The 15,776-nt window shown below is 56.5% G+C and carries 17 protein-coding genes; all 17 read left to right on the plus strand.

Annotation, left to right across the window (positions count from 1 at the left end):
• Window position 1 precedes the first annotated feature (1 nt).
• The 17 genes from GR198_RS08970 (at window position 2) to GR198_RS09045 (ending at window position 15,698) form a co-directional block, all read left to right on the plus strand.
• Entirely contained in the window at window positions 2-1,111 is a 1,110-nt protein-coding gene (locus GR198_RS08970; RefSeq protein ID WP_164068410.1) for a DUF2169 family type VI secretion system accessory protein, read from the plus strand.
• The gene (locus GR198_RS08975) at window positions 1,108-2,796 is read left to right on the plus strand and encodes a PAAR-like domain-containing protein (protein WP_164068413.1); all 1,689 of its coding nucleotides are present in this window, start codon (window positions 1,108-1,110) and stop codon (window positions 2,794-2,796) included. Before GR198_RS08970 ends, GR198_RS08975 begins: the two co-directional genes overlap by 4 nt.
• A gap of 8 nt (window positions 2,797-2,804) precedes the next feature.
• Window positions 2,805-3,542 carry a GAD-like domain-containing protein gene (locus GR198_RS08980; protein ID WP_029871443.1) on the plus strand — a complete coding sequence of 246 codons (738 nt, stop codon included), beginning with the start codon at window positions 2,805-2,807 and terminating at the stop codon, window positions 3,540-3,542.
• A 22-nt stretch (window positions 3,543-3,564) separates the two neighbouring features.
• Window positions 3,565-4,743, plus strand: a complete 1,179-nt coding sequence (locus tag GR198_RS08985) for a hypothetical protein (RefSeq protein ID WP_029871442.1) — start codon at window positions 3,565-3,567, stop codon at window positions 4,741-4,743.
• A 359-nt stretch (window positions 4,744-5,102) separates the two neighbouring features.
• Window positions 5,103-6,152: a hypothetical protein gene (locus GR198_RS08990; protein ID WP_164068415.1), complete on the plus strand. Its 1,050-nt coding sequence runs from the start codon at window positions 5,103-5,105 to the stop codon at window positions 6,150-6,152.
• Window positions 6,153-6,225: 73 nt separating this feature from the next.
• Window positions 6,226-6,978 (plus strand): GAD-like domain-containing protein, encoded by a 753-nt coding sequence (locus GR198_RS08995; protein WP_029871439.1) that lies wholly within the window; start codon window positions 6,226-6,228, stop codon window positions 6,976-6,978.
• Between the two features lie 76 nt (window positions 6,979-7,054).
• Window positions 7,055-8,203 (plus strand): hypothetical protein, encoded by a 1,149-nt coding sequence (locus GR198_RS35335; protein ID WP_204337054.1) that lies wholly within the window; start codon window positions 7,055-7,057, stop codon window positions 8,201-8,203.
• Between the two features lie 182 nt (window positions 8,204-8,385).
• Window positions 8,386-9,375 (plus strand): hypothetical protein, encoded by a 990-nt coding sequence (locus GR198_RS09005; RefSeq protein WP_312876442.1) that lies wholly within the window; start codon window positions 8,386-8,388, stop codon window positions 9,373-9,375.
• Between the two features lie 60 nt (window positions 9,376-9,435).
• Window positions 9,436-9,996, plus strand: coding sequence for a GAD-like domain-containing protein (locus tag GR198_RS35735; RefSeq protein WP_312876443.1), 561 nt, complete (start codon window positions 9,436-9,438; stop codon window positions 9,994-9,996).
• Window positions 9,938-10,171, plus strand: a complete 234-nt coding sequence (locus tag GR198_RS35740; RefSeq protein WP_246711080.1) for a T6SS immunity protein Tdi1 domain-containing protein — start codon at window positions 9,938-9,940, stop codon at window positions 10,169-10,171. The genes GR198_RS35735 and GR198_RS35740 overlap by 59 nt, the downstream gene beginning before the upstream one ends.
• Before the next feature lie 124 nt (window positions 10,172-10,295).
• The gene (locus tag GR198_RS09015) at window positions 10,296-11,207 is read left to right on the plus strand and encodes a hypothetical protein (RefSeq protein WP_164068419.1); all 912 of its coding nucleotides are present in this window, start codon (window positions 10,296-10,298) and stop codon (window positions 11,205-11,207) included.
• Window positions 11,208-11,254: 47 nt separating this feature from the next.
• Window positions 11,255-11,563 (plus strand): hypothetical protein, encoded by a 309-nt coding sequence (locus tag GR198_RS09020; RefSeq protein ID WP_164068421.1) that lies wholly within the window; start codon window positions 11,255-11,257, stop codon window positions 11,561-11,563.
• A gap of 10 nt (window positions 11,564-11,573) precedes the next feature.
• Window positions 11,574-12,563 carry a type VI immunity family protein gene (locus GR198_RS09025; protein ID WP_164068423.1) on the plus strand — a complete coding sequence of 330 codons (990 nt, stop codon included), beginning with the start codon at window positions 11,574-11,576 and terminating at the stop codon, window positions 12,561-12,563.
• 60 nt (window positions 12,564-12,623) lie between these two features.
• Window positions 12,624-13,376 carry a GAD-like domain-containing protein gene (locus GR198_RS09030; RefSeq protein ID WP_164068425.1) on the plus strand — a complete coding sequence of 251 codons (753 nt, stop codon included), beginning with the start codon at window positions 12,624-12,626 and terminating at the stop codon, window positions 13,374-13,376.
• Between the two features lie 99 nt (window positions 13,377-13,475).
• Window positions 13,476-14,192: a hypothetical protein gene (locus GR198_RS09035; protein WP_164068428.1), complete on the plus strand. Its 717-nt coding sequence runs from the start codon at window positions 13,476-13,478 to the stop codon at window positions 14,190-14,192.
• Window positions 14,168-14,488, plus strand: coding sequence for a hypothetical protein (locus GR198_RS09040; protein ID WP_164068280.1), 321 nt, complete (start codon window positions 14,168-14,170; stop codon window positions 14,486-14,488). The genes GR198_RS09035 and GR198_RS09040 overlap by 25 nt, the downstream gene beginning before the upstream one ends.
• 31 nt (window positions 14,489-14,519) lie before the next feature.
• Window positions 14,520-15,698 carry a hypothetical protein gene (locus GR198_RS09045; protein ID WP_164068430.1) on the plus strand — a complete coding sequence of 393 codons (1,179 nt, stop codon included), beginning with the start codon at window positions 14,520-14,522 and terminating at the stop codon, window positions 15,696-15,698.
• Window positions 15,699-15,776 lie beyond the last annotated feature (78 nt).

Raw genomic sequence — 15,776 nt, forward strand, 5'->3', positions numbered from 1 at the left:
CTTGGACCTGATCAACCGGCTTCCCTTTCCGGCTATGGCCTTCCGGCAATTCGACGCGAATGGGGATTTGGATTGCGTCGTGTCGGTTCGCGGCACCTTCGTTCACCGCCAGGGCGATGCGCTCGCCATCGCCTCGAAACAGGAAGACTTTCAGTGGGAGGACGCCTATGACGGCGATCCCCATGCCAGCCCTCTCCTGCGTCAGACCGATCTCACGCCAGAGAAGGTCGGAACCGACATCACTTTCCTTGGCAATGCTTACGCCCCGCGCGGCGAGCCAACACCTTCATGGCAGGTCGGCCTTCGCGTCGGGCAGCTTTCCAAAAAGCTTGATGTGCATGGCGCGCGCTTCTGGCGCCCCGTCGTCAAGCAAAAATGGGCCGGCTTTTCGGCCAAGGAAGCAAAGCGGGTGCTGACGGATTGGCAACTGACCGAAGCCGAGCGGGCATCTTCGGTGCCGATTTGCTGGAGCAAGGCGTATGGCGGCCAAATTCCCGGCACCGGAGATCCGGAAAACGAAACGCCCCCCGATGTCGAAGCGCGCAATCCGCTCGGTTGCGGCATCGTCAATCTCGACATGCCGCGGGATCACGCCCCTGTCGCAGCGCCACAAATCACGTTGCCTGGCGAGAAGCTGAACTGGCGCGAGCCAACCGTGCCCCAGGGACTAGGTCTCGTGTCGCCTTGGTGGCGGTCCCGCCAGCAACATGCCGGCACATATAACGATACTTGGCTCAACGAGCGTCACCCGCTTCTGCCTAGGGATTTCGACGCACGCTTCTGGCAATGCGCTTCTCCGGATCTCGTTGTTATGCCGCATCTGATCGGGGATGAAGACTACCAGTTGGATCATCTGCACCCTAGCTTCGCCCTGGCCGCAGGGCGACTGCCGGGAATCGCGCTGGGGGTCCGATGTGCCGGTCATGAGCGCGATGAGTGGTATCTGCTCTCTCTGGACGGCGTGCATTTCGACTGGCGGAACGATAGTCGCGTGATGCTGACTTGGCGGGCACGCTTTCCCCTTCAGGAGGCAGGCGAAACATCGCTGACGTTGACGCGGGTCCAAGTTAAAGCGGCGGCTCATGCTGGTGCCGGTGAGGCAACAGCATGAGCATCCCGCGCGACAACTATGTCGGCGAACCCGACTATCCGGCGCCCTGGACGACGACGCAGCCGCGCGAAGGTTTGCGTGATCTTGACGAGGCAAAGATCGTCTCGCTGTCGCCGGATGTTTGCCTGACGCCGGTCGGCTCCTCGGTTGTCCCCATCCCGTACCCGATCGTCGACTATTGCGGGCACGACATGGGATATACGCCTTCCGTCCTCTTCACCGGCAAGAAGGCCATGGTCATGCGATCCCGTACGACGCACGTCCATGGCGATGCGCCGGGAACGAGAAAGGGTGTCAAATCCGGCACAGTAGAAAATGTTTGCGAACCGATCGGGCATGCCGATCAGGTGCGTGCCGAAAGCTCGCATGTCATCCGCCACCTTGATCGCTTCTGGATGAACAACCGGAACACCCAGGGCGAGGCGATCTTTGTGCGTGGAACAGAGACATATGCGCCGCCGAAAGACGATGATCCTGTCCGAGGATCGCTGCGCGCGAATGGCAGTGACGAAGGCCGTGTCTTAAGCGATGCCTCGCCCGAGCCGCTGATCATGGGTGCGCAATATGCACAGGCGAATGTCGGTACCGTGACGGGTGTGGGTGGCGGGGTGCCTGTTGGCGGGACAACGAGAGGAGCGACCACAACCGCTCCGCCGACAACGCAGACTCCAACCGCCGGATCGCAAATTGGTTCGCAGGTGCTCAAAAGACTTGGCATTTGGGGCCGCGCTGCGTCGCTCGTCGTGGACGACCTCAGCAAAACGCAGGCTGAAAAAGGTGCTGAAGCGCGTGCTTTTCAGACGATCCTTTCTGGCCCGGGCGATTATGTCATGACTCAGAATCGCCTGCTGGGCGGTCGCCAACATGTCAGCAATCCTCTGGACATGTTTAATTCTTCAGCTTGGGAAGGGAAATACGGCCTCATTATTAACGACAGCGAACGCATTCCGCTTGCCAATGACATCTTGTCTACGTTGGCCGGAAAGCCGATGGACGTCCGCACAATGTCGGATGCCGAAGTTCAGAGTGTCCTCTCTCCCTTCCAGGGGCTATCGGAAGACCAGATCGAGCAAAAGCTGAAGGAGATGACCGAGGCCCGGAAAAAGGAAGAAGAGGAGGAGAAGCCGAAACCGGAGGAGCCAACGCCGGTTCCCATTTTGCCGGATAGTACCGTCCGTATCGATGAAGATTATAGCCAGCGCTGCCCGATCAAGACGATTTCCTTCGAGAGCCACGGTAAGCGCGATGAATTCGAACGGCAGGTGGAGGAGCAGGAGGGACGTCTCAACAGGATGCCTGTATCGGAATATATGCAGAGGCGCGCACCGATCCTACCGGGCGTGCCGGGACGTCAACAAACTCTCGCGTCTCGCCGAACCGCATCCCTCCCTTATCAAAACACTGCGCGCAACGTTTATATTCGAAATAATCAAACGGCCTATGTTGCTCAGTATGGACGTAAGGCGTGGCAGGATCACTTGTCCTCTCTGGCAGCAACACATGAGCTCGACCTGATTGCCGGCGGGTATGAAAATGAGATATCTGGCATGGGTGGTGCTGTGGAAAATAGCTCCATAGGACCTCAATGGCGCGCCGACAGCCGCAGCGGCGCGCTCGATCGGCACGCCCAAGAACTCGCGCGCAACGGTTGCCCGATGATGCGTGTTAATCTCGTTGTCAATTAGGAGCCAATATGTCTGCTACACCTCGGCGCCCCTTACAGGAAATATTGGATGAATTCGGGCCACTCAAAGATGGTATGGCGGTTGCTGCTTCGCAGGCCGCGGGCTATCGCGGGAAGCTGCCTGACGCCATGGTTGATTTCTGGATTGAGCATGGGCGCGGGCAGTGGCGCGACGGTCTTTTCTGGATCTGCGATCCCGAGCCGATCATGCCTGTTCTGCATGCGCTGTTTGCTGGCGATCCGGAATTCGACGTCGCAAGAATGGTGCCCTTCATGCGTGATGCGTTCGGCGAGGTCAGCGTCTGGCATCCCAAGTTCAAGCTGATCACGCTCGATATGAATCTTGGCACCGTCAACACCACCGACATTACCACCCAAGTCATTGAGGGCGTACCCCCCTTCGACGATGATATGGCGGTAGCTGCCGCCGTGGACGCCAGTGTTTTCGATGGTCGTGGCTGGGTAGATGCTACAACCGGCAAGCCCGTTTTCGATGCGGTTCGCCGGCGACTTGGGCCGATCAGCGCTGATCAGGTCTATACTATGGTCCCGCATTTCCGCCTCGGCGGCGATGGCGCTGCCAAGGATTTTTCAATCGGCGGCTTCGTCGAATATCTGGGCGTGCTGTCGCAGATAGGATCCTTTACGCTCGAACGCTATATCGATCCGAAGCAGGGTGGCCGAGGACCCTTTGGACATCTCGAGGCTGTCCGTACGATCGGACATGACCGTCTAATCGACAATTGATGTGTGCTTCGCTTTAGCCTCGATGACCGACGCCACTGACGACGACGATGATTTCGAGGAACTCTACGGAGCATGGGAACCAACGCTTTACGCCGCGACCATGGCGGACGATCGGTACTTTGCGCTTCTGGTCGGCGGACCGCGTTGGGATGATCCCTATACCATCATTCTGACGCGCGACGACGAAGCGCAGAAATTCTCGCGCCTCGACGTGCGGCGTGAACTGCGAGACATCAGGGTCGTGCCGCGGGCCGGTGATGCGGGTGAGCCGTCCTATGTGACGCTCAGCCTGAACGGCGACATTTATGTGATCAGTCCCAAAGGCGCGGAGCATTCGGTCATTCCCGGGACGCAAGCCGAATCCGATGATGCGCCCGAAATCCTGTTCAGCTCCATTTTGCCGGTCGGGGATCAGTGGCTGGTTGCGGGCGGCGAAGGTTTTCTGAAGCTTGGCAAGGAAAAATCCTGGCAGGATGTGTCTCCGCCGCTGCAGACGGAATATCCTTACAAGGTGCCCGATTGGACGATCCTCGGGACCAATCAAAACGGCGATATTTTCATCGTCGGCACGCAGGCGGCGAACACGCGGCATTTTAACCTTTATCCCGGTCATCCGCTTTATCGGAAGGATATGTCGGACGAGGAGGAGTTTGAGCTTCAGAAAAAACTCTATGCCGAATTGGACAGCTATCCGCGCCTGAAAACGCTTTTTACCGGGCGGCCCGGCGCCTGGAAGCAGCAGGCATTGCCGGATCGTATCGCTCGATCTCTTCCCGCTTATTCCTACGTCGCCGATGTCGAGAGCGATGGCCCCGAAGCCGACTATGTCGTCGGTTCCGACGGCCTGGTGATGAAGGGCAGTCCGCAAGCCGGCTTTACCGACATCTCGTCCATTGCCGACCGAGAGAAGAATTTCAAGGACGGCGTCCGCTGGCGCAATGAACTGATCCTTGCAACTGGCACCGAACTGTTCCGGTTCGACGGCCATTTTGCAAAGCCATTCGCGCCCAAGGTGAAGATGAGATCCGCCCCCTTCGTCCTGCAGCCGAGCGCGATCTTCGCTCAGAACGATAAGCTCTACGTGTTCGACTACGGGCTTCGCTATTACACATTCAACGATGAGAGTTGGCATCAGCACGACATTCCGAAAGAGCTTTCGCAGAGGCCGTTCAAGGGTGGTGGCGGGAAAGGACCGCCTTGACCAAATCGCGCGGCTGACGCGCTTGACGAAGTCTGTCAGTAAACTCGTTCGGAAACGAAAACGTGGCTGAAAAATCAAACTATAACATCTTCGAAATCAAGTGGTTCGACGAATTTCTCTCGGCTTACAAGATCGATAATGTCATCAATCCGAGCGAAGCTGAGATAGCCTGGATTTTCATCTCCGTTTCTGGACCGATCATAGCAATGTCCGCGGTACGGTCGTTGAGCAGATTGTCAAGGCTGTGAGCGATGAATTCGCTAACAGCAATAAGTGCCAACGACTGAGGGCTCTGCAGCGCGTCCAGGATATCCCGGAAGAAACGATGAAAATCCTATCGAACGGTAAGTATAAAAAAAATGACAGAAGCTCTTATTGAAAAGTCTGAACTGACGCGGGCATGTGCTTCGAGCAAGCAGTCGCTGCTGGTATCGTCGGTGGTGGAAAGCTCTGACCTCTACGAGCCAGACTCTGTCGTATGGAAATATGACCGGTCGGGTGGTGCATCGCAATGGGAGGATCGACAGGTTGCCGCGCATATAGAGAGAATCATTTCTTCGGCGGATAGCCATGACTATGTCGTGATGTCTTCGGAAGGAGAGGTGATTTCTGACGTATTTTCCAGTGGAGCAATCGAAAGGATGATCGGAGCCGGCACTTGGATTGACGGTGCTAAAGGCCATGGTCGCATGCTCGCCTTGGCAAGGATCGAAGATACGCTCTATTCGTCCGGCAATGGGGGGCAGATATATGTGCGAAACCAGCCGAACCAATGGCGCATATTGACCAATGATCTGTTGTTCGATCCTGACGCTCACGCTCGACTCAGCAAAACGGCGTCCCCGACAGATGACCCACGATTTTTGCAATGGCTTATGGAGTCCAGATCGAAGCGGCCTCGGAATATGTCCTTCCATGACATCAATGGGCTAAGCCATGATGCTATCTATCTCTGCGGCGTGGAAGGTACCAAACCTGTCTTGTGCTTCTGGGACGGCTCGGCGCTTCACGAACTCAAGGTTCATCTTGAAGAAGCTGCGCTGACGGGCATCCACATCGAGCATGCGGATAGCGTCTGGATCTGCGGGCGCGAAGGCGTGCTGCTGCACGGCAGCTACGCACGCGGGTTCACGCCGGTCAATCTGCGTCAACAGCTCAATCTTTTTCACATGATCACGCCCTATCGAGGCAAACTTGTGTTGCCTTCGAGCGTTCGTCCCGGCGGCCTGTTCGAATTCGATCCTGGCACTTCCGATATGCGACGCTTCTCTCCCACTCTCCCCAAGCTGCGCGGTGAATACATCTTCTATGCCGGTGCCGTCGGTGATGTTCTGTGGGTTGTTGGCCAGAAGGATATTTTTCGGTTCGATGGAAGCGAATGGGAGCGGATTGAGCATCCCAGGCTTTAGAACGGGATTACGTCTTTGGTGGGAGTGTAAAGAGCGACTCGAGCGTCCGAAAGATCGCGATCTAAGGAAAACCATGACCGCAGCAGAGTTTCTCGAGACGCGAGGCAAACCCCACGAGGCAAGAAGAATTTCCGAGGCCGAAGCGGAAAGTGCGGTCGGGCGTGTTCCGGAGGAGCTGAGACAGTTCTGGATGCAACACGGCGTGGGGTACTATGCAAACAGGAACTACTGGCTGTGCACACCGGCTCTTTTCGAGGGCTTCTTCCGCCAGATGCTAGCCAATGTGCCGGAATTGAATGCCGATGACCTCGCCGCCTTCGGATATTCGAGCCTGGGAGCCGTCAATCTCTGGCACAAGACAGGACGGCACTTCACATTTTCGCTCGATGTCGCACTGCTGATGGATTTGACGAGCCGAAGCCGAACCGATCCCCCGCCCCATGATCTGGAGGAGATCTATCGCGCGGCCGGTGTGGACATGCCTCAAAACGCGGTCGAGCTGTTTCTGGAAGCCAGGTCTGCGCCGGAGGACATCTGGAACATATTGTTGGCGGCAACCAGCACGGATTCATACAAGACGATTTATGACGATAGTGGTAAAGCCCTCACGCTGCAGCTCCGCCGAAGCCTCGGTGAGCTTTCGCAGGACGAGATCTATTTTCGAGATAGGACTGCGGGGGAAAATACGGCTGACCACTATCAAAAGCTGAATATTTCCGAGGCTGTCTCGCGCGTGCCTGACGAGGTTTACTATTCATTCGCAATCGAAGTCGGAGGGAAGCAGCAAATTCTATCCCAAACGATCCCCGCCGATAGCGTTCGGTAATTTGCTTCGACGCCCCGGCTTGCCGGCAACGCGTGATGTCCTGAAGGTTGGTCGGCACCTATTGAAGTGACGAAACATGAAGCCATTCGATCCACTCCGCCTTGACTGCGCCATTGCCCTGGCGAAAGACACATTCTGCGTCGTGTTCAGCGGCAAGGATTACGAGGATATGCACTCGTATATCCTCGTTTACGAAGGCCAGTTGGAACAACCATGGTCCCGCTCCGACGTGCCGCGCAAGATCGATGGCCTTGCTGGCAAAATGGGAGCGGATGGACGACCGATTATCTACGCCCTCAGCGATGAAGGTGATGTTTATACGCTGCCGATGGGAGAGGCCACCTCCCATCGAAAAATAGCAGGCGCTGGAGTCTATTCCGAAGATGCGACCGACCTTGGATATGTCAACTCCATCGCCCTAGTTGGCGATGTCTTGTTGGTAACCGGCTATCACTCGCAGCTTTATCGTCTGACCGAGAGCGGCATGGACTGGTTTCACAAGGAAAAGCTGCCGCAAGCACCAGAGACCTACGATTATCTTGTCTTCGGCGATCTGAATGGCTCGACTGAGAGCGATCTTTACATGAATGTGATCTATTCGCCCATCAGTACGCGACGGGCGCTTACCGAGGAAGAAAATGCTCGGCGTCGTGAGCTTATTGAACAAGGACGAATAGAAGAAGCATCCGCGATTAGAGATGCTGCCAAGCGAGGGGCGCCGCGGGTAAACGAAGGCCGTCTCTACCACTGGGATGGGCAGGAGTGGCGGATCGTCGCCAAGCCGCGTTCCGGAAAACATTATTCCGAGCCAGAAACCCTTTCCGATATTTTCATAGAAGCGAACGACAAGATCTGGGCTGTTGGCGGTAATGGCGTCATTTTGTGCGGGAATGCCGAACATGGATTTCAGGATATTTCCTTCAAGGGAAATGATGAAAAACTGCGTTCGATTACGAAATTCAAGGATCGCATGGTGATCGCATCAGACTACGCTTTGCACTGGTTCGACGGGCACCTGCTGTCCCCTTTGAAGCCTGTCCTTGATCCGAGCATCAATCGCAACATTCCGAACCCTCTCAAAGTCCAGGCCGTCGACGACGTTTTGTATTATTTCGACTCGAAGCATGGCGTGCACACCTTTGACGGTGATCGCTGGACAGAAATCGAAATTCCACCTGAATTGTTGGAACGCGATTTCAAAGGGTTGCCGTCCAAGCCTCGATGATTGACGCCACTGACGATGAAGATTTCGAGGAGCTCTACGGAGCATGGGAGCCGACGCTTTACGCCGCGACCATGGCGGATGACCGATATTTTGCGCTTCTGGTTGGCGGCCCGCGCTGGGATGATCCATATACGATAATTCTGACCCGCGATGCCGAAGCGCAGACATTCTCGCGCCTCGACGTGCGGCGCGAACTGCGAGATATCAGGGTCGTAACGCGGGCCGGTGATGCGGATGAGCCGTCCTATGTGGCGCTCAGCCTGAACGGTGACATTTATGTAATCACGCCCAAAGGCGCGGAGCATTCGGTCATTCCCGGGACGCAAGCCGAATCCGATGATGCGTCCGAAATCCTGTTCAGCTCCATTCTGCCGGTCGGGGATCAGTGGCTGGTTGCGGGCGACGAAGGTTTTCTGAAGCTTGGCAAGGAAAAATCCTGGCAGGATGTGTCTCCCCCGCTGCAGACGGAATATCCTTACAAGGTGCCCGATTGGACGATCCTCGGGACCAATCAAAACGGCGATATTTTCATCGTCGCCACGCAGGCGGCGAACACGCGCCATTTTAATCTTTATCCCGGCCACCCTCTTTATCGCGAGGATATGCCTGATGAAGAGCGCTTTGAATTGAAGAAAAAACTTTATGCTGAATTGGACAGCTATCCGCGCCTGAAAACACTTTTCACCGGGCGGCCCGGCGCCTGGAAGCAGCAGGCATTGCCGGATCGTATCGCTCGATCTCTTCCCGCTTATTCCTACGTCTCCGATGTCGAGAGCGATGGCCCCGAAGCCGACTATGTCATCGGTTCTGACGGCCTGGTGATGAAGGGCAATCCGCAAGCCGGTTTTACCGACATCTCGTCCATTGCCGACCGAGAGAAGAATTTCAAGGACGGCGTTCGCTGGCGCAATGAACTGATCCTTGCAACTGGCACCGAACTGTTCCGGTTCGACGGCCATTTTGCAAAGCCATTCGCGCCCAAGGTGAAGATGAGATCCGCCCCCTTCGTCCTGCTGCCGAGCGCGATCTTCGCTCAGAACGATAAGCTCTACGTGTTCGACTACGGGCTTCGCTTTTACTCATTCGACGATGAGAGTTGGCATCAGCACGACATTCCGAAAGAGCTTTCGCAGAGGCCGTTCAAGGGCGGTGGCGGGACGGGATCGCCTTGACGAAATCGCGCGGCTGACGAGCTTGACGAATGCCGATAAACTCGTTCAGGAACATAAGACGTGGCTGAAAAATCAAACTACAACATCTTCGAGATCAAGTGGTTCGACGAATTTCTCTCGGCTTACAAGATCGACAATATCATCAACCCAAGCGAAGCTGAGATAGAGGGCTATCGCGGGAAGCTGCCGGATTTTCTTCTCCGTTTCTGGGCTGATCATGGCTGGTGCAGCTGGTCCGACGGTCAGTACTGGCTTTGCAATCCCTCCTTGCCGAAGCCGGTGCTGGACTATGTCTTCCGGGGCGATCCGGAGCTTAATCCCGAAAAGATGCATGCCTTCGGCTACACCGCCTTCGGTGAAATCGATATCTGGTATGGCGACGCCATGATCAGGTTGAATCTCCTAATGAACAAGGTGCGTGTCGATCCTCACGGGTATAACGAGGAACAACAGCGCGAATGGACCGATGAGGTCATGCTGGGCTTGCGCTTCTCAGGGCGATTCGCCCCGGTCACGCCGCCGTGGGAGGATGAAAAACGGAAAAACATGATGCCTCAGGGCTTTGGAAACGCTGGGGCCTCTCGCATGGGGCCAAATCTACGGTTTTGCGCCCGCACTTAGCTTAGGAGGCCGCAACATTTTGAAGAATCTTCAAAAGATGCCATTGGTCGAGCATCTGGTCTTTCTGGCTTCCATGGAACCGCCAACCTATTACGACTATACGCCACCCGCTCGGGGAGAACGTGGTCTTGGTACGGTGACGCCGCGCCGAACGATCGGGCCACAAAGCCGATGAGGCCGCGGCTGGTAGATTTCGCCGAGGCGGAGAGTATTGGTTTATAAACCGATGAAAATTTGAGGATGGCGGCTCCCGCCCCGACACAATAGTCATGTTTTGACAGCAAAATTGAGATTGAAGAATGCCATCGGTCGCGGAGACGATTAAAGCAAATCTGAACCACGAGAAGCGCGACATCCGGGGCTGGGTCGCGGATTCCTTCAACAAGGAAATTCTCTACGACGAACCGCTTTCTGAAACGATCGAGCCATTCGTTCGTGACGGGAAGAGCGAAAAGAAGCTGGTTCCGGATGCGCTCGGTTCCATGGCAAGCTGGCATATGCGGATGGCGATGGACAAGAGCCTCAACGAAGCTCTTTATCCTGCCGACGAGATTGCGAGGTCCGGCATTTACCGGTTCTGGCACTACGAATGTGCGCATGCGGTCATGGAATCGGACGATCCGGCCGGCTACAAATTTCCAATGCGGCCGTTCACCGACGTTTCCACCATGCTGGCGCTTGGTTGGCTGAGCCATGCAAACCGCCTCGCCGAGACGATTTTCGACCGGTGGGAGGCACAGACCGACGGTAACGGCGCCGTCGCGTGGAAAGATCTGCCGCAATATCTGCCATGGCTTTCAGTCAAACTCTACAAGGCGTGGCGGGGGAGCGACGAGGCCTATGATCTGGAGCCGGATGACGGAGAAATGGGTGAATTTTCCCCATTGCTCGAAACGCTCTTCGATCCGCGACCCCATGCATTCGGCGAGGCATTGGCAAAAGCTGCGGACTTCCATGCATCGGGGTGCGGGACGGATGACTACGACGTCATCAACGAAGAAGAATTGTGGTTCTTCCCGGTCGAATTGCTGGCCGCATGCCGGCTCCGCCAGCAACGTGGCCTGGATCTGCCGCCGCTGGATTATCCCCTGTTCAACGCCACGCCGCTTTGCCGCTTCCAGAATGCGCTGCCGGTTCCGTTCGACGAAACCCTGGCAAAACTTCTGCCGGCTTACGCCGCCGCGACCAACAAGTTCGATCTGAAAGTCTGAACGGGCAGTGGTATGCGATGCCGAATACAATGCGGAATTCGATGAGCATGCCGAGTGTCGACTTCCTCGTGGATGGCGAGATTACCGCGCGGGAGGAGCAATCGGTCAACAAGGTTCACGTGGGCTTTGAACTCGCCCGCCATGCCAAGCGTGCCGTGGCATTCGGTGCGGAGCAAACTCAACCTGTAACAGCTCCCCAGGAGGAGGGTATGAGTAACTGGCAAAAGGCTGGTGTCGCGCTCGGCGTAACAGCGGCAGGCATCGGCGCTGTCGCTTGCGCGATTCTGGAGCCATGCGGCGCGGTCGCGCTCGGAGCTTTGGGACTCGGAACAGCAACAACGCTTGCAACGCGGTGAGGGTATTTCCTTGAGTGACGCAATGCATTTAACCAAGGAACTCGCCGCTCAGATCGACGGCTTCTCATTTGCCAATGGCCATGGTTTTGTGGAGACCCGCATCGGTTTTGCGGTGGAGCTGTTCTTTCTGGGCGGAAGCGAAAGCCGAACCAGACTGATACTCTGCGACATGCTCCGTCAATATCATGCGCTGTTTACGGATGCGCTGTCGCATTTTCTCAAGCTGAATACGAGCCGCCTGACGAAAATCACTGGCAGCGATTACTTGGACTATTATGAAAATATCGCGCGGAAGCTGAGTTCAACCGAACCCATGGACGCAATGGTGTTCGGATATCCTGGCAAGAAAGTTGTCGATGAGCCGACGCCTCTAAGCATTTCTTTCAAGTGTGCCGGCCCCGATCCCATGAGTCCGCTTGGAAGATCGATGATCTGCGCCTATTTTCCGGCGTCCTTTGTGGCAGAACGCGGCTACGGCATTTTGCTCGATCTTACGAAGCGGTGGGCATCATCGGTCGAGCTACTTCATGGCGGCGCGGGCTATAGTCTTTTGTTCGAGCATGGGGTTTTTGCCGGCAGCAATACTGTCGCAGAGACCGTTCTGCCCCCACTCAAACGTTTTCCTGGATTGGATTTTTCCGATCCGCTTCATTTCGAAGTAGAATCGGATCTCGGCGATGGCCGTCAGATCAAGTCGATCAACTGGCTGACCGTCATCAACAACGAGATTGTCGGGAAGCTGGGAGGGCAGGGTGCCCTTGCCAAAGAACTCGGGGAGACTTGCCCGATCCACGGTATCAACGGCGGCCTGATTATACAGGCAGGCAGCGAGCCGCAACTGGGCGATGTCAACCGCGGTCTGGTTCTCGACGATTATCGCCGCGTCGCAAAAGTCTTGGAGCCCGTTCTTTTCAAGGATTATCGGCGGGGCCTTTTTGTCCTACCGGCACCATACGACAAGATCGAAGAAACGCGGAGGTGGCTTCGAAGGTATGAATAGCTGGGTTGAAACAGGGCTCTACCATAACGGTATCCGAGATCGCGATTTCGGGAGATACGAATGACCGCAGCAGAGTTTGTTGAGACGCGAGGCAAACCTCACGAGGCAAGACAGATTTCCGAGGCCGAAGCGAAAAGCGCCCTTGGGCGCGTTCCGGAAGACTTGCGAGAGTTCTGGATGCAATATGGCGTGGGGTACTATGCAAACAGGAACTACTGGCTGTGCACACCGGCTCTCTTCGAGGGCTTCCTCCGCCAGATACTGGCCAATGTGCCGGAATTGAATGCCGATGACCTCGCCGCCTTCGGATATTCTAGCCTGGGAACCGTCAATCTCTGGCACAAGACAGGACGGCACTTCACATTTTCGCTCGATGTCGCGTTGCTGATGGATTTGACGAGCCGAAGCCGAACCGATCCGCCGCCCCATGATCTGGAGGAGATCTATCGCGCGGCCGGTGTGGATATGCCCGAAAACGCGGTCGAGCTGTTTCTGGAAGCCAGGTCTGCGCCGGAAGACATCTGGAACATATTGTTGGCGGCAACCAGCACGGATTCATACAAGGCGATTTATGACGACAACGGTAAAGCGCTCACACCGCAGCTTCGCCGAGGCCTCGGCGAGCTTTCGCAGAACGAGATCTATTTTCGGGGTAGGACTGCAGGGGAAAATACGATTGACCAATATCAAAAACTGAAAATTTCCGCGGCTGTCTCGCGCGTGCCTGACGAGATTTACTATTCATTCGCAGTCGAAGTCGGAGGGCAGCAGCAAATTGTCTCCCAAACGATCCCCGTTGGTAGCGTCCGGTAAATTTGCCTCGGCTTACCGCTGGCCCGCAATGGGCGAGAGCATATTTGCGCTGCGTTCGCTGGCGCGCCCGGCAGCGTCGGTTCGCTCTAAGGAGGAATTGTGGTCGTACCCGTCAAGTTCGTTGTCGCTTGCGCCGCAGCCGACGACATCTTCCTTATCGCGACGATCCCTGACGAACTGCCGAAGGATGCGGAATTTACCCGTCTTTACTACCTGTGCCCAGAAACGGAAGAGGTGTGGCACTACCGGGATTGGCCCAACGAGCAGGTGGTGTCGCTGTGCCTGCGCCGGGAGCGGGAAGGGGTGAGACGCGCAGCCTGCGCCCTGACAGGGGAAGGAGACATCGAGATCGCGAACTCTGCTGAGGAGACCTATGAAAAAATCTCCGGCGCAGGTCTGATGGGAGCGCGCGCTCTGGGCGCGGTGACGCGGATCAGAGAAATAGGCTCTACCTTGTTTGTCTGCGGCAATTACGGACAGGTCTATCGGCGCGACGAGATCGGTTGGACACCTATCGATGAGGAAATGGCGGAACTTGGCAAAAGCGCCCTCAGCCTGCCGCTCCCAGATGCCGCGTCGGTTTCCGACGACATGTTGCGCCAGTTTACGCAATCGATGCGGCAGGCGCCCAATTTCAACGATATTGGCGGCATAAGCGAAACAGACTTTTATGTTTGCGGCAACGGTGGAAATCTCTTCCATTACGACGGCAAGGCCTGGGCGAAGATCGACATCAGAACAGATGCGATCCTGACCGCCATCATTGCATCTCAGCAGACGAAGTCTTGGTCGTGGGCGAAGACGGCACCGTTTTGACTGGGAACGCCCGGGCTGGCTTCCGTAGCTTGGGCGAATTTTTCCCCGGCGATTACATCTGGTCGGTCCGCAGCTTCCAAGGGAGGACCTATTTAGGAACCTTGCACGGCCTCTACGTGCTCGAAGGTTCTCGTGTGAGGCTGCTCACGAGCGGAAAGTTGGACGGCAAGACACAGGTCATCAGTCTCGACAGTGTGTCTGATAACGCTTTGTGGATAGCGTCCAATCGTCATGCGTTCCGTTACGACGGCAACGCTTTCACGTTCTATGAGCATGGCGACAATGTCGCGTACTGACGGCGTCACGACAAGAAATCAGGAACACACCATGACCGACACCGAAGCAGAGCTGTTGCGGACATTCATTGCCGACGAAAACGAAGCCTTTGCCGGTCGGCGCCAGGGGAAATTCTGGCCTGCCAATCATTATCGTATCGGGCCTTTGGCGACCAAAGTTTCGGGCCTGCTCGATCCGAACGAGCAAGTCGATTTCTATTTCCACTTCATGCGCATTGCCGGCGGGGCGCCCTTGGTCGGAGACAAGGAAATGCCGCTGCTGCTCGAGGCCTATCGGCGGATGCTGCCGTTTCTCGATCTTGGCGGCCTCATCCCGATGTCGCGGCGGCACAAACTGCTGTTCGTGTTCGGCTTTGACGATACCGGCGCCCTGCCGAGCGGCGAGACGATTTCCGCCAAGGCGCTAAAGGCGCGCCTCAAGCTCATCGCGCAGGTCGGCAATTATACGACGATGCCCGCCCAGCGCGACAAGAAGGCGAAGTTTGTTCCCTTTGCCGACAAGGCGGTGCGCATTCTCGAGGTTTTCCAGCATCTCGGCTATCGCCACGACCGACGTTATGGCGAAGACCTCTATGATGTCACCAATCTCAGTTTCTGGGGCATGGTGTTTATCTGCCTGCTCAACAAGGCGACCCGCGCCGAGCTTGTTGCCGATATGATCGAGGGCAAATATGATCTGATGCGGCGCGTCGAGCAACTGGCGATGTTGCACCGCTATATCGAGACAGTTCTGCCGGATATCGCGCCTGACGAAGAGCGTTTCCGTTCGCTGGCGCGGCAGCTCAAGGACATCGAGCTTGCGCGCCGCAATGCCACCGAATCCGTCGCCCTGGCGCAAAAGCTGGGCCTGCCTTTTGTCGACGACGAGGACTGGGAAATCCATGTTGCGATCCCGCTGCGCGGCGCTGAAGGTCATCCGCTGATCGCCAGGAACGTCGTACGATTGCAGATCCGGCCGAACCCGGACTGGCAGTGGGAACTGAATGCACGCACCATCGAGCGCGGAGAGTTCTCGGAAAGCGAGAAAAAGACCTACCGGAACGATCTCGGGTTTCCCGTTCTTGGGTGCGGAAATCTTCATGCCTTTCCGACGTGGCTGAGACAGGTGCGGGAGAAAAACGGCCTGGATTTCGACATCGACGCGGCCGACATTCGTGTGGGCCGCAAGCGGGCGGCAGCCAAGCTTATCGCCCAATGGCTGGAGAGCTGAACGCGGATCGATCGCAGTGGCGGGCGCCGCCCACGCCACTGAAGCATCTTCCTAAGGGCGGTGCGAAATCTCTTTCGC

Origin of the sequence: Rhizobium leguminosarum, assembly GCF_010668065.1 — a bacterium.
In the GTDB taxonomy this organism is placed as follows: domain Bacteria; phylum Pseudomonadota; class Alphaproteobacteria; order Rhizobiales; family Rhizobiaceae; genus Rhizobium; species Rhizobium leguminosarum_S.

Coding starts and splice junctions, on each gene's coding strand:
- GR198_RS08985 (WP_029871442.1), top strand. CDS start 3,565: ATGACCGACGCCACTGACGACGACGATGATTTCGAGGAACTCTACGGA.
- GR198_RS35335 (WP_204337054.1), top strand. CDS start 7,055: ATGAAGCCATTCGATCCACTCCGCCTTGACTGCGCCATTGCCCTGGCG.
- GR198_RS09015 (WP_164068419.1), top strand. CDS start 10,296: ATGCCATCGGTCGCGGAGACGATTAAAGCAAATCTGAACCACGAGAAG.
- GR198_RS08980 (WP_029871443.1), top strand. CDS start 2,805: ATGTCTGCTACACCTCGGCGCCCCTTACAGGAAATATTGGATGAATTC.
- GR198_RS08975 (WP_164068413.1), top strand. CDS start 1,108: ATGAGCATCCCGCGCGACAACTATGTCGGCGAACCCGACTATCCGGCG.
- GR198_RS09020 (WP_164068421.1), top strand. CDS start 11,255: ATGCCGAGTGTCGACTTCCTCGTGGATGGCGAGATTACCGCGCGGGAG.
- GR198_RS08995 (WP_029871439.1), top strand. CDS start 6,226: ATGACCGCAGCAGAGTTTCTCGAGACGCGAGGCAAACCCCACGAGGCA.
- GR198_RS09030 (WP_164068425.1), top strand. CDS start 12,624: ATGACCGCAGCAGAGTTTGTTGAGACGCGAGGCAAACCTCACGAGGCA.
- GR198_RS08990 (WP_164068415.1), top strand. CDS start 5,103: ATGACAGAAGCTCTTATTGAAAAGTCTGAACTGACGCGGGCATGTGCT.
- GR198_RS09045 (WP_164068430.1), top strand. CDS start 14,520: ATGACCGACACCGAAGCAGAGCTGTTGCGGACATTCATTGCCGACGAA.